Raw genomic sequence first — 13,545 nt, forward strand, 5'->3', positions numbered from 1 at the left:
AATGAAAGTTACTGACTATTCAGAAGTAGCAAAAGTCTATGATAGGAACCAATTTAGATTCGAGGAAGTAGCAGCCGATTCAGACCTGAAAAATTTTATAACGCACAACCCTAAATCAAAATACAATTTCCTGGACCTGGCTTGTGGAACAGGTATCTACCTCCACCATCAAATAGAATCTTTTAAGGATTTTAACATTCACTGGTACGGACTTGATGCTTCCCAGGATATGTTAAATAAAGCAAAAGAGAAGGTAGATCACGTATCATTTAAGCATGCACGTGCAGAGAGCATGCCTTATGAAGATGGAACATTTGATATCATAACTAATAATTATGCTTTCCACCATTTTACGCAAAAAGAAAAGGCTTTAGATGAAATCAATCGCGTGTTGAAACGGGACGGAATTTATAAACTACATAACATAGATATTTACGGAATGAAAAAATGGTGGGTCTATCATTACTTTCCGTCTGCATTATTAGAGGATTACAAGCGTTTTTGGGAACATGAAGTTATATTTAGAGAGCTATCTCAGAGAGGTTTTGAGGTTCGAATTGATTGTAAGTATCACATGGAGGATGTCAAAGTAGCAGATTATATAGGGCACGTGGAAAACAGAGATATATCCGTGCTTACCCTTATTGACGACGCAGAATATGAACATGGTTTATATAGGATGAATCAGGATTTAGGAAGGGATCCTGATACAATGGTTACCAATGATTTTTCAGAATTGATTTGTATGGCTCAAAAAAAATAAACTATTATTTCACTCATTCATTTGATTACCCTTCCAGGATTACAAACAGGTATTAGGTGGCCGGTTGCTGGTGAAAGGTGAAAAATGGCATGTTTTGATATGAATGAACTCGATGGTCATCCGCCTTCTAACGGTTTTTAAAGATGGTCCTTGCGTTCTTTAACATTGGCAGAGCTAGAGCCTTGGAAAGTAATAATATTTATTGGCAATTACTGCTTTCAACAGCCTTGAATTAACTAAAAGCTTTATATAATTTGCACAATAAGGTTTCCCCATGCAGGTGGGGATTTTGAAAGAAATAGGGTAAAGGCTACTATATAAGTTTCTAACAAAGGAGGCAGGGTTATGAAAGTCTATACGATTGGGCACTCCGACCATGACAAGCAACAATTCCTGGAGATGCTTAAGACTGCTGATATCGAATATGTGGCGGATATCCGTGCCTTCCCTGCCAGCCGTAAGTACCCGCAGTTTAATAAGGAAAGAATGGATGATTGGCTTAGGGAAGAGGGGCTTGCGTACCGTCATTTCCCGTTACTCGGTGGCAGACGGAGCCGGTCAGGCGAGATTGGGGAGGATCTGAATACCGGGTGGAACAACCGCTCGTTCCACAATTATGCGGATTATACATTAACGAAAGAATTTCAAAATGGGCTGGGGGATTTAAAAGCGAAAGCGGAAGGAAAGAACCTGGTCTATATGTGCTCCGAGCGGCATCCGGCAAGGTGCCACCGCCTGTTGATCAGTAACTGGCTGCAGGCGAATGGGTGGGAAGTTTTTCATATGATCAACGACTCTAAAGGAAAAACGGAGTTGGTCGGTCATGAACTTGGCCGGTGGGGTGCGATACCTATTGTGGAAGAGGATGGAACGGTAGTGTATCCGATGCTTGAGGATTAATATTTTCCTTATAAGCTTATGAAATCAATAGATCAAAAAACGTCCATCATCAATTTATATCCTGATACCTGTCAACCTCCTGATATGCTTTATACTTATACTCATTACAATCTATTTTCTCTTCCACGTTATTGTGCTTCATATTTTTCATATCTATATAAACACGGATCACTAAAAATAATAGTAATGGACTAACCATATATAACCAAATCATTCCCATATCTCCTTATTTTATAGGATTGAAAGTTGTTTACTATATATACGAATGAATATGGAGTTCGTTTCATTTATTGTAAAATTTAACCAACAAGCATAACACTTCCCCGATAGCTTGCAGTTTACTTCCATACACTTAGGGGACAAAGGAATAATGTAAATAACTGGACATACACCTCTTATATAGAGAGTTGGTTATTATGAAGAAAAATGTTATTGGTATTGTTTTAATAATAATCATTTTAGGTTCTACGTTAGTGTTAGCAAACAACTCAGATGAATCGGCTAATGCTAAATCTGATGAACAAATAGAAAGTGAATTATTAAAAAAGTAAGAAATATATAAAATTGGATGTCTTCATTTGATTGTGATATAGAAAAGGGTGGGAATAATGCTATATAGAAAAGGCTTTGCCTGGTTGATACCGACGGTATTATGTACGGTAATCTATTCACTTACTATTCCATCCATGGGATTTCTCACGCTTCTTAATTTTCTTCTTTTTAATTAATTTATCACAAAATATAAAGGACTCGGCTTAAAGTAACATTCTTAAGTCGAGTCCTTCATTGTTTAACTTTTTGTTTGGGAAGTAGGTTCTTCCTTAGAAGGTGTTTCGTCTGTATCTTCCATCAAGACTCTGGTGCTATTTTTGAATTCCTGCAGCGCTGTTCCAAAAGAACGCCCGATTTCCGGCAATTTAGAAGGCCCCAAGATGATCAAAGCAAGCACTAATACCAGAATCAATCCAGGTACTCCTATATTTTGAAGCATGGTTGTTATCTCCTACCGTTAGACGTTGACCGTGCTGTTATCTTCCGTTACGTTGATCGAAGCTTCGCCGTTTGGTATTTCACATTGCCATAATAACTCTTTTGAAGCGGAAGGCTTTTCGATATTATCAACGGAATAGGCGGTCCATTTCGCTTTACTTTTTGATAGTTCTAATACGGCATAACCATGCGTCGTACTGTCAAAAAGCTGGATCCACGGGTTTTCCACTTTTACAATGTTTTGCAGTTCCTTGAATAATATTTCTGCAGTTACTGTACTGGCGGTTCCCAGTTTTCCTCTAAGCAATTGGATCATTTTTTCTGTTCCTTCGGATGCTATTGGACTTGAGGGGGCTGGGACGTCGTTTAAGCTGTTGCGGAGCGTTTCCCGGAGGTTGCTGGAAGTCACTGATCCGACCATCAATTCCACTCCATATGTTTCACCGGAATCACTGTACTCCGATTGCAAGTAGGAAGCTTCGAAAGTATGGAAATCACCTGTCAAAGCAATAAAGTTTTCGATGCCTTCCTTGATGACGGTCTGGGCAATTGCATCGCGTTCATACGTGAATCCATCCCAGGCATCAAGGTTCATAAATTTATTCAAAAATTTCAGCTGTGTATTCTGTACTTCGTTCCCCCATAGCTTCCACGTACTCCTGGACTGCTTCAATTCGGATAAAAACCAATCTTTCTGGGTACTCCCAAGCATCGTACGGTCAGAGGAGTTCATGTTCGGGCAGCCATCGGTGACATAGCGGTCCAATTCTCCTTCGCCGCATGGGTGTGAGCTTCGGTACAGCCGCTCATCGGTCATATAAATGGATGCCAGTTTACCAAGGATAATGGAACGGTAGATTTTGATCGATTCTTCGAATGACTTGGAGCCATCATAGGGAACACGTGCTGGCATAAACTCAAACCAGACCTGGTTGGCAAACAACCGGCGCTGCGGGTTAGACTCCAGGCTGTCATCAGGGGCGACTGCCGGGTGGTAGGTATCATTGGCGAATTCATGATCATCCCATGTAGCTACCATGCCATGCTTTTCATGAAGCTTCTGCAAATCCTTGTCCGTACGGTACGTTTTATATAACATCCGGTAATCTTCCAGGGTGAAGGCTTTTGCTTTTCCACTTGGAAGGCTGATCTGTCTGTCTTCCAAACCACCCTGATAGACAGCGTCTCCTACTGATTCATAAATATAATCACCAACATGCAGGAAAAAATCCATTTCTTCAGCTGCCATGTGACCTAATGCATTAAAGTAGCCATTTGTGTAGTCCTGACAGGAAACATAGCCAATCTTAGCGGAAGCAATATCACTGTCTGCATCAGGCAAGGTTCTGCATCTTCCGGTTTTACTGACAAGGCCGCTTTTCGTTAAAAAACGGTAGTAATAAGTCTGGGCTGGCTGCAATGTACCATCCAGGTCGACGCGTACGACATTGTCATGGTCTTTCCAAATCGGTGTGAAACCAGTGATTTCTGTTGAGGAGAAGTCTTCTTTTTTACTTACTTCAAACATGACGAACTTACCCTGCTCGATCGCATCGACAAGGGAAGCATCATTTTTTGAGCGTTGCTCTTCCATCCAGTAGACAACGTCACTGTCTATTTCCTGATTGGTGAAACCTGTTTCAAGGGAAGGTTCTACCCTGGTCCAAAGCATCATCCCAGTTGGTGTCGGGTCACCGGAGGCAATGGTTTGAGGAAAACCATTACCGGGTGTCTGTGATGGAATATAAGGCGTCACCTTTGATGCCGCTTCTGCTTTAGTCACCATTGACGTCAAGCGCCCGATTCCGGAGGTTTCGAGAGCGAGTACAGCTGACCCTGCTAAAAAATACTTGAGAAAAGTTCTCCGGGACTTGTTATAAGTATCGGTTTGGTTTTGAAACTCATTTTCGTGATTGGATTTCACGTATAATCCTCCTTTCATGATGTACATCACCATAGTACTTCACGATATTAAAGAAGGATTAAAGAAAGTGTTACAGGTCGTTATAAAAGTGTAAATTTTTAAATGATGGCATTCTTAGAGAAAGGAAATATCAATGAGAACCTTATGGTTGGTACTTGAACAATCTAGATAATTTTTACAAAAGAATAAACTTCCCTAAATATGTCGTTTACCTTCTTTGGGTATAGTGAAAGTGAAATCATTGATAAAAGGGGTGGTATTATGAAAAAGCTATTGCTTGTGTTGCTCACTGTCCTGTTTTTCATCTACTTTCCTGATTTCAGAAGCGAACCTTATGTAGAGGAGAAAAGTGTTCCAGAACCAGCACCAGTCGACGTCAAAGTGATGAGCTATGAATTTTCTCATGTAGAAAAGAAGGGGGTCATCGACGTTGAGAGAATGGCAGAGGAGATAGAAGGAGCAGGAGCGGATGTCATCCGATTAAGAAAAATGGAATCCTCTTCTTCAAATGAGTTCCAAAACCAGACCAAAATGCTCGCGGAGCGGCTGGGTATGTCCTATATCAGTTCAGAACAGCTTGTTTCCCAAACATCACAGGGGATTAGTGGCAGCGGTCAAAACGATACAGCAATTTTAAGCAAACACCCAATTACTGATGCAGTCAATCACACCACTCCACAAATAGGTAACCGTACCAATAATGATGACTTGACCGAAGCAATTATTAATGTCAACGGCATACAGGTTCACCTTTTTAACACACAAAAAACAATGAATGCGGAGAATCAGTCACAACAAATTAATGAAGTCAAGCAAATAGCCGCCGATTCAGAAGGACCGAGCATTTTCATGGGGGACTTGGAGCAGGCAGAATATGGATCCAAGATAAAGATGTTAGCGAATGATCATGCAGTTGTCAGAGAAATGGAAACCTACACGTATTCCTTATCCGGTTCAGAGGATAGAATGGACTACTTTTTTTCTGACAGGAACCAAGGGGAAACAGTCTCATCGGGCAATCTCTTGCTTACCTCAGACTTTGGTTTGAAAAGTTTGGCATATTAAATAGATTATCCAGAGACTCTTCGAAAACGAAGAGTTTTTTTTTAGTGGACAAATTGCCTGAAGGAGATGCATTTTCCAGTAAAAATAAAAGTTGCGGTACCTGTCCCCTACTTCGCTAAAGCATTACTATGGTGGGGGACAGGCACTTTTTTGTACGTTATCCGATGAACAAAGCCATGCTTTGCCAAGATAGGCATGGAAAATGGGTCGCGGCTGATGTATATTCAAGTAAAGCCAATAAATTTTTGAGAGGTGTTCGACGTGACAAATAGTAATCCAAAGGTCGATGAACTTTTAAGTAACTCGAAGAAGTGGAAGGAAGCGTTCGAGCAGCTGAGAAGGATCGCTCTTGATTGTGGGCTGACCGAAGAAGTGAAGTGGAGGAATCCTTGTTACACCTTTCAGAATAAAAACGTCGTGTTGATTCATGGATTTAAAGAGTATTGTGCTCTGCTGTTTTTCAAAGGTGTCTTATTAAAGGACAAGCATGGTATTCTAATTCAACAAACAGAAAATGTACAGGCGGGCCGCCAGATTCGCTTCACAAACGTCGAGGAAATTGTGGAAATGGAATCTATTTTAAAAGATTATATTTTGGAAGCTGTCGAAGTGGAGAAGGCCGGTTTGGAAGTGAAAGTGGAAATGAATATGGAAATTCCGGCAGAACTTCAACATAAGTTCGATGAAAACCCTGGTCTGAAAACTGCTTTTGAAGCTTTGACACCGGGACGTCAGCGAGCCTACATCCTTTATTTTTCGAAAGCAAAAAAATTTGAAACCCGAACATCAAGGGTCGAAAAATATAGGCAGCACATTCTGGAAGGAAAGGGATTAAATGATAAGTAGGAGGTAACCAAATGGAAGTGTTTGCACCATTTTTAGAGTCTATTGATAACCCCCAGCACCGTGCCAGGACGGAAGAAATTTTGGGCTGGGTATCAGACAAGTTCCCGGACTTAGAGCCGGCTATTAAGTGGAATCAGCCAATGTTTACTGACCATGGGACATTTATTATTGCCTTCAGTATTGCCAAAAAGCATTTGGCTGTGGCACCTGAAAATAAAGGGATTGTTCATTTTTCGGATGACATTAAGGAAGCTGGCTATGATCACACCAAGCAGCTTATGCGTATCCCTTGGGATAGTCCGGTTGATTATTCCTTACTCGGGCGAATGATATCGTTTAATATCGAAGATAAAGCGGACGATACTGCTTTTTGGCGAAAATAAATGGAATCTTTCCCGAAGCAAAAAAACGGGAAGCGTACGGCAGGTGACTGGCGCTATGCCCAGTATGATCCGTTCTTGACCTTCCATTTAGCCGGAGGCGAAGGCGGCATGCGTCACATGCTCAGGCAGTTTGGCCCGGCGTTTAAAAAACCGTGGACGAAGCTGAAGCCCCGGAACTTACCGATGAGCTGTAGGATAGAGTTGTATCCGGATGTGAAGAGCAGTCGAATGGCATGTCCATGAGTGAACTGGATGCGCACCGAAACGAATTTTTGGTCAGGTTATATGATCTCGTCCAGGAATACTGGCCAAAAAAAAACAGAAAAAACAAGCGTGTAAGGAGGGAAGTGCCATGGGTTTTCGTTTTCAACAAACCGTACCTTTCGAGTGGGTGGATTACAACGGCCATATGAATGATGCAGAATACAACCGGGCGTTCAGCCAGGCAACCGATGCCTTCATTGACCATATCGGGCTCCATGGAAAGGCCCGTAGTGAATTCGCCTATACGATTTTCACCCTGGAAACGCACACATGCTATTTGCAGGAAATGAAAGAGGGAGAAGCGTTTGAAATCACATCCAACGTTCTTGATTACGACAGTAAGCGGATCCATCTGTTTTTATCGATGTATAACGCGGATGGTGAACTGGTAGCAACGTTAGAAGAAATGCTGATGGGCATTGATGTGAACGAAAGACGAGGCACGCCATTTCCTGAACAGATCGAAGAAGCAATTGCTGGTATGTATGAACAAAAGCATGATTTAGAGAAACCAAAACAGGCCGGCAGAACCATTGGTATTAGAAGAAAATAAGCAAGATGGAAAAGAGCAGGCTCCTTTAAGGGACCTGTTTTTTATTGGAAATGAGGACTTAAATTGGAAAATGTATGGTAGAATTTTCATGGAGAGTGTATAAGCAAAAAAGGAGAGGTTTCGTGCGAAAAATTTTTTTGTGGATAGCCTTGCTAATAATGATTTTTGCGGTCGGTTGTGTCAAAGCGGAGACTGGTGTGGTGACGATACAAAAGAATATGGATTCCGACCATGTAAAATCATTCGATAAACTACATTTAGGTGAGCTGAATGAATACCAATATATATTACCCAAAAACGAACAATTAAGGGGAGATATCGTGGTGGAACTCTATGAAGACGGTGTAAAACAGAATAATACTACTTCCTTGTCACTTGGTTGGGACAAAAATGAACAGCGATCGGGTAACTTTGGAATGGGTATCCTTGAAAACCCTGAAGGTGAGCCTGGCTTGATCCTTTATAGCCCGTCTTCCACATTAAGGTCCAGTAATTTAAAGGCTACCAAATGGACGGACTTAAGTATCAGAGGCTGGCAAGATGGTCCTGGCGAAAAAGAGTTGACTTTGGAGCCTGGAGAATCCTATGTTTTAGGGGCTTATAAAGGTACGACATCGAATGAAACTAGAAATTATGTTTTGAGTGACGAAACAGAGTTGGAAGAAATGTTGAACAGTCACGAAATCGTTTTGTTGTTGAAGATCAGTCTATCAGAACAACAGCAAAGCTAGAAATCTTTCATCCATGTGTGTCTATGGCTTCAGAATAAAAGTACTTGATCACTTTTCTTGTTGTTGATTAAATAGCATAAAGAAATAAGAGCAACTCCTACAAATGCAGCTGCTCTTATTTTATTGTTAAAGTTCCTCGCCATTGGTGGCAATCACACGTTTATACCATTCAAAAGAATCCTTCTTCGTACGTTTCATGGTGCCGTTTCCTTCATTATCACGATCTACATGGATCATGCCGTAGCGTTTTTTCATTTCACCGGTCGTGAACGAAACGATATCAATGATTCCCCATGGTGTGTAGCCAAGGAGATCGACGCCATCATAAATGACGGCTTTTTCGAGCTCTTCGATGTGTGCTTTCAGGTAATTGATGCGATCCTGGTCATGGATGGAACCGTCTGCTTCCACTTTGTCGACAGCCCCGAATCCGTTTTCTACGATGAAAAGTGGGATTTGGTAGCGATCGTACAAGCGGTTCAACGCATAACGTAATCCAACCGGGTCGATGGTCCAGCCCCAGTCGCTCGCTTTCAGGTAAGGATTTTCTACGCCATTTGGCAATGCACCGTTAAGAATATCGCCGGTATTGTCGCGCTCCACGTCACTTTTTACAGTTGTGGACATGTAGTAACTGAAGCCAAGGTAATCGACGGTACCATCTTGCAGGATTTCCTCATCGCCGTCTTCAATCTTGATGTTGTAGCCTTCCCGTTCGAATTCTTTTAACGCATAGTTTGGATAGTAACCGCGAACCTGAATATCCGGGAAGAAATAACGCTGCCGCATCAGTTCTTCGGCCAGCATGACATCTACAGGGTTCGAGGAATAAGGATAGATCGGCACATGGGAAACCATCGCACCAATCTCGAAATTTGGATTGATCTCTTTCCCTTTCGCTACAGCGAGGGCGCTTGCGAGCAGCTCATGGTGACCCGCCTGGTACATCACTTCTTTTGCGTTTTCGCCTTCTTTTACGGTAACGCCTGAATTGGTCCATAAGAATAAAGGATTGTCGACATCCATTTTGTTGTTGATTTCGTTGAACGTCATCCAGTACTTCACTTTATTTTTGTAACGCTTAAAGCAGGTTTCTGCGAACTTTTCGAAGAAGCTGACGACCTTTCTGTTGCGGAAACCGCCATATTCTCTCGCTAAATGAAGCGGCATTTCGAAGTGGGACAGGGTGATGACCGGTTCGATGCCATGTTTAATCAGTTCATCGAAAACATCATCATAGAATTGCAGGCCTTCTTCATTTGGTTCGTCTTCATCACCGTTCGGGAAAATCCGGCTCCAGCCAATCGAGGTGCGCAGGCATTTCAGTCCCATTTCCGCGAATAGCGCAATATCTTCTTTATAGTGATGATAAAAGTCAATGGCTTCGTGGTTCGGATAAAACTCATCATCTTCAATCGTTTGGGTAATTTTTCTTGGTACCCCGTGGGCTCCCGCCGTCATAACATCAACGACGCTCGGCCCTTTACCGCCTTTATTCCATCCGCCTTCGAACTGATGGGCGGCTAACGCTCCGCCCCATAGGAAATCTTTCGGCATATTGTTCATCGTAATCGTCCTCCTTTTTTATTTAACCACTGTAAGTACTTTTTCGTTTGATGTGAAAGCAGCAGCTTCTTCAATAATGACTTCTTCGTAATCCCCGGCATTCGTAATGATGACGGGTGTAATGGTAGATAAACCTTCATTTTCTATTAATTTAGCATCAAAATGGACCAGGCGATCACCTTTGTTAAATTCATCGCCCTCTTTTACGTGCAGCGTGAATGGTTTTCCTTCTAATTTAACGGTATCTAATCCGATATGAATCAGAAGCTCCACTCCAGTTTTGGAACGTAGGCCTATGGCGTGTTTGGTAGGAGCTACCATGACAACAGTTCCCTCAAAAGGTGCATAGACATTGGTATCGGATGGCTGGATAGCGATCCCCTTACCCATCGCACCAGAGCTGAATACTTCATCGGGCACCTCAGAAAGCGGAATGACTTGACCGGTAAGAGGTGCTGTTAATATTTCTTCGTTATTTTCAGACTGATTGTGTTCCGGGGCGCTTGTCATCTCTTCTTGTTCCTGTACAAGCCCTTCATCTCCTGCTTCTTTCGCAGAGTCTTCCCCATATCCAAAAATTTGAATCAGTACCACCGGTGAAATGATAGCAATTAGAACGCCTAACAGGATGCCCCAAATGGAAAGCGGATAGGCATCATCGATTCCGTTTACTAAGGTTAATGGTCCTGGCAAGCCGGCATAGGCAAAATAATAAGGGTTAAAAAAGCTGGCAGCGATTGCACCCACGGCTCCGGAAATACAGCCAAATATAAACGGCTTCTTAAATCGGAGTGTGATCCCGTATATAGATGGTTCTGTAATTCCGAATATACCGGTAATCCCTGCAGAAGTGCCGACCTTCCGTATTTCCCGGCTTTTTGTTTTGAGAATCACACCAAGCACCGCTCCAACTTGTGCAATTACGGCGATTGTCTGATAGGCCTGGAACGAATCACGGCCATATAAATCGTAGTTGGCTAATACCATCGGTGTGATCCCCCAATGGACACCGAAAATGACTAATACCTGCCAAAAGGCTCCAATAATTGCACCAGCTACAGCAGGGGCATTTTCTGCTAAAAGGTTATAGCCATCGGCAATAGCGGTTGCTCCTAATGTGGTCACAGGACCGATCAATAGAATAGTTAAAGGAACCATAATCAGGATAGAAAAGAACGGAACAAATAAAGGACGGACAACTTCGGGCATTTTTTTATTTAAAAACCTTTCAAGATAGGAAAGGATCCAGACTAAAAATAATGGTGGCAGTACGGAAGAAGTATAGACCGTTTCCGTCAAAGGGAGTCCCAGAAAAGTAAAGGTGTTTCCTTCCGCAATTTGAGCTGCCATATCTGACCATGTCGGGCTGACAAGCGCAGCACTACAGGCCACTGCAATGTAGATATTCGTTCTAAAATGCTTCGCTGCAGTCATTGCAATGAAAATAGGCAAAAATACAAATGGTGCCCACGATATAAAACCCAATACTTGATAAGTGCCTGTATCTACGAAACGGTCCGAGAATAAATTGATTAAAATTAATGTACCTTGCAAAATACCAGCGGCCGCTAATATGTAAATGAAAGGCGCAAAAACAGCGGACATTGTGGCAATGACACGGTTTAATATCGTTCCTTTATTTTCCGCTGTTTCATCGGTTTCCTCTACGTTCGCCATTCTGGAAAATTCTTCATATACCTCACCTACATGCTGACCTATGACAACCTGGAATTGCCCATTATTTTCTACTACTGTAATAACTCCAGGCATAGTTGAAACCTTTGCTTTGGCTTCTGGCTTGGAGCGTTTTAATACTAACCGCAATCTTGTCGCACAGCGGGAAACTCCAATAACATTTTCTTCACCGCCTACAGCTTCTAAAATATCTTTTGCCAATTTAGGATAATCTCTTACTTTTTCTGCCAATATAAACCCTCCCTTATTTGCTATACGCTTACATTATAATTGTGCCGATACAATTTATCAATGACCAAATAAATAAATAAAAATGATACAATTTAATTGAATGAGCTTTTAGGAGGGGGTATGCTATAATGGTCTAAGAAAATTAAAGATAAGAGGTATGTTTATGTTGAAATATCAGCAAATTGCCGAAGAAATTGAAAAATATATTGAAGAAAATGAACTGCAGCAAGGGGAAAAGCTTCCGGTCCTGGATACATTAATGAGCCAGTTTGACGCCAGCAAGAGTACCGTCACCAAGTCATTGGATTTATTAGAGAAAAAAGGCGTCGTCTTCCAGGTCAGAGGAAGTGGTATTTTCGTGAGAAGGCATAAAAGGAAAGGATATATCAGTTTACTTTCCAACCAAGGATTCAAAAAAGATTTAGAAGAATCTCACTTAACTTCTGATGTCATTGAGCTGAAAGTGAGAAAGCCGACAGCCGAAGCTGCCCGCAACTTGAATCTTGAACTTGCTGATGACGTTTATTATGTGAAAAGGGTCCGCTATATCAATGGCCAGACGCTGTGTTTGGAAGAATCATTCTTTAACAAATCAATCGTCACCTACCTGAATAAAGAAATCGTTTCCGAATCCATTTTTAACTATATTCGCGAAGGGTTAGGGTTGAAGATCGGCTTTTCGGATATGTACCTTCATGTAGGCATGCTCACAGCGATGGAAGCGGACTACCTCGGGATGGAAGAAGGTGCGCCAAAACTGGATGTGGAGACGGTGTTTCATTTAACCAATGGGCAGCCGTTTGATTTTTCAATTGTTACTTATAATTACGAGCAATCTCAGTTTTTCCTCCAAGCAAATAGCCAGTTACTATAGTTGGGATGGGAACTTCCGTCAGCGGAAGTCTTTTTTCGTTGAATTTTACGTTAGGGAAGAAGTTATTGGAGTTAGGGCAGAACATTCCTTTGTTAGGGCAGAAGGTCTCGGAGTTAGGTCGGAGCATTGTTGCGTTAGGGCGGAAGGTTCGGTCGTTAGGGCAGAAGTTTCCATTTGGAAAAGTTTTTAAAAGCTGCATATATTGGCATGGTTTATCGGCGGGACTGTATGGGGAGCGATCATCTGGTATGCAGGGGATGCGTCGCAAACCGAAGCATTATGGCGCACCTTGCAGCTGTGGTCCATCGTGTTAGTGATCGACTTTATCATCAGTTTCAGCTACACGCTGTTCCCCAAAAAGCAAATCTCAACATCCTTATATTAAAAAGGGAAAAGAAATCCTTTCCCTTTTTAAGAACATTTAGATTAGGATGATTTCCTTCCGCCAGTAACTTCCCGATCATGTCTGACTGTCAGTGTAATCATGATGATACTGAAAATGGACGAGATTACTGAACTTCCAATAAGAAGCCAGATAATGGTATTCAGTTTATCGTTCATAGTGAACAACTCCCTTGTTGTATTGATATTATTTTGAGCATAATTATAAATTTTATTTACAGGAAAACTCTAAATAACTTGATGGTTGATGATAGCCAATGGCCATTAAATTAAATGAAAGAAGAGTTTTGAGCACTCGGGAAGAAACTTTTAGCATGCCTATGTGATAAATTGACTTTGTGACGGATTATGGAGATGG

15 protein-coding genes and 1 pseudogene are annotated in these 13,545 nt (G+C 41.8%); 11 read left to right on the plus strand and 5 right to left on the minus strand.

The features are described from left to right. The first annotated feature begins 1 nt into the window (after position 1). The 3 genes from BLV00_RS01955 to BLV00_RS22460 all read left to right on the plus strand — a co-directional run bounded on the left by BLV00_RS01955 (position 2) and on the right by BLV00_RS22460 (position 2,214). Positions 2 to 763 carry a class I SAM-dependent methyltransferase gene (locus BLV00_RS01955; RefSeq protein WP_093041741.1) on the plus strand — a complete coding sequence of 254 codons (762 nt, stop codon included), beginning with the start codon at positions 2 to 4 and terminating at the stop codon, positions 761 to 763. A gap of 345 nt (positions 764 to 1,108) precedes the next feature. Further along, positions 1,109 to 1,663: a DUF488 domain-containing protein gene (locus tag BLV00_RS01960; protein ID WP_093041744.1), complete on the plus strand. Its 555-nt coding sequence runs from the start codon at positions 1,109 to 1,111 to the stop codon at positions 1,661 to 1,663. Positions 1,664 to 2,079: 416 nt separating this feature from the next. Then, the gene (locus BLV00_RS22460; RefSeq protein WP_281242963.1) at positions 2,080 to 2,214 is read left to right on the plus strand and encodes a hypothetical protein; all 135 of its coding nucleotides are present in this window, start codon (positions 2,080 to 2,082) and stop codon (positions 2,212 to 2,214) included. 239 nt (positions 2,215 to 2,453) lie between these two features. Here BLV00_RS22460 and BLV00_RS01965 read toward each other — a convergent pair whose 3' ends face one another. Beyond that, a complete protein-coding gene (locus tag BLV00_RS01965) occupies positions 2,454 to 2,654 on the minus strand; it encodes a twin-arginine translocase TatA/TatE family subunit (protein ID WP_093041747.1) in 201 nt (66 codons plus the stop codon). Between the two features lie 18 nt (positions 2,655 to 2,672). Further along, on the minus strand, positions 2,673 to 4,577 hold the full coding sequence (locus BLV00_RS01970) for an alkaline phosphatase D family protein (protein WP_176791283.1): 1,905 nt from the start codon (positions 4,575 to 4,577) through the stop codon (positions 2,673 to 2,675). A 261-nt stretch (positions 4,578 to 4,838) separates the two neighbouring features. Between BLV00_RS01970 and BLV00_RS01975 the strand changes: the two genes are divergently transcribed. From BLV00_RS01975 to BLV00_RS02000, 6 genes and pseudogenes are all read left to right on the plus strand, one after another. Continuing rightward, positions 4,839 to 5,642 (plus strand): endonuclease/exonuclease/phosphatase family protein, encoded by an 804-nt coding sequence (locus tag BLV00_RS01975; RefSeq protein ID WP_093041752.1) that lies wholly within the window; start codon positions 4,839 to 4,841, stop codon positions 5,640 to 5,642. 261 nt (positions 5,643 to 5,903) lie between these two features. Beyond that, entirely contained in the window at positions 5,904 to 6,488 is a 585-nt protein-coding gene (locus BLV00_RS01980; RefSeq protein ID WP_093041754.1) for a YdeI/OmpD-associated family protein, read from the plus strand. Between the two features lie 11 nt (positions 6,489 to 6,499). Then, entirely contained in the window at positions 6,500 to 6,871 is a 372-nt protein-coding gene (locus BLV00_RS01985; protein ID WP_093041759.1) for an iron chaperone, read from the plus strand. A 39-nt stretch (positions 6,872 to 6,910) separates the two neighbouring features. Then, positions 6,911 to 7,284: pseudogene (locus tag BLV00_RS22265) on the plus strand (hypothetical protein); the annotation flags it as partial. Then, a complete protein-coding gene (locus BLV00_RS01995; protein WP_093041761.1) occupies positions 7,224 to 7,688 on the plus strand; it encodes a thioesterase family protein in 465 nt (154 codons plus the stop codon). The pseudogene BLV00_RS22265 and the gene BLV00_RS01995, both read left to right, overlap by 61 nt. Positions 7,689 to 7,810: 122 nt before the next feature. After that, positions 7,811 to 8,419, plus strand: a complete 609-nt coding sequence (locus tag BLV00_RS02000; protein WP_093041764.1) for a hypothetical protein — start codon at positions 7,811 to 7,813, stop codon at positions 8,417 to 8,419. A 126-nt stretch (positions 8,420 to 8,545) separates the two neighbouring features. Here BLV00_RS02000 and bglA read toward each other — a convergent pair whose 3' ends face one another. After that, entirely contained in the window at positions 8,546 to 9,985 is a 1,440-nt protein-coding gene (bglA, locus tag BLV00_RS02005) for a 6-phospho-beta-glucosidase BglA (protein WP_093041767.1), read from the minus strand. Between the two features lie 18 nt (positions 9,986 to 10,003). Further along, complete coding sequence (locus BLV00_RS02010) at positions 10,004 to 11,911, minus strand: beta-glucoside-specific PTS transporter subunit IIABC (protein ID WP_093041770.1); 1,908 nt, start codon at positions 11,909 to 11,911, stop codon at positions 10,004 to 10,006. Positions 11,912 to 12,074: 163 nt separating this feature from the next. Here BLV00_RS02010 and BLV00_RS02015 point away from each other — a divergent pair, with 163 nt between their 5' ends. Continuing rightward, complete coding sequence (locus BLV00_RS02015; protein WP_093041773.1) at positions 12,075 to 12,785, plus strand: GntR family transcriptional regulator; 711 nt, start codon at positions 12,075 to 12,077, stop codon at positions 12,783 to 12,785. A 202-nt stretch (positions 12,786 to 12,987) separates the two neighbouring features. Continuing rightward, positions 12,988 to 13,170 carry a hypothetical protein gene (locus BLV00_RS21630; protein WP_143030663.1) on the plus strand — a complete coding sequence of 61 codons (183 nt, stop codon included), beginning with the start codon at positions 12,988 to 12,990 and terminating at the stop codon, positions 13,168 to 13,170. A gap of 41 nt (positions 13,171 to 13,211) precedes the next feature. Here BLV00_RS21630 and BLV00_RS22465 read toward each other — a convergent pair whose 3' ends face one another. Next, positions 13,212 to 13,346: a hypothetical protein gene (locus BLV00_RS22465; RefSeq protein WP_281242964.1), complete on the minus strand. Its 135-nt coding sequence runs from the start codon at positions 13,344 to 13,346 to the stop codon at positions 13,212 to 13,214. Between the last annotated feature and the right edge of the window lie 199 nt (positions 13,347 to 13,545).

It is taken from the genome of Thalassobacillus cyri (assembly GCF_900107755.1).
Lineage (GTDB): Bacteria > Bacillota > Bacilli > Bacillales > Halobacillaceae > Thalassobacillus > Thalassobacillus cyri.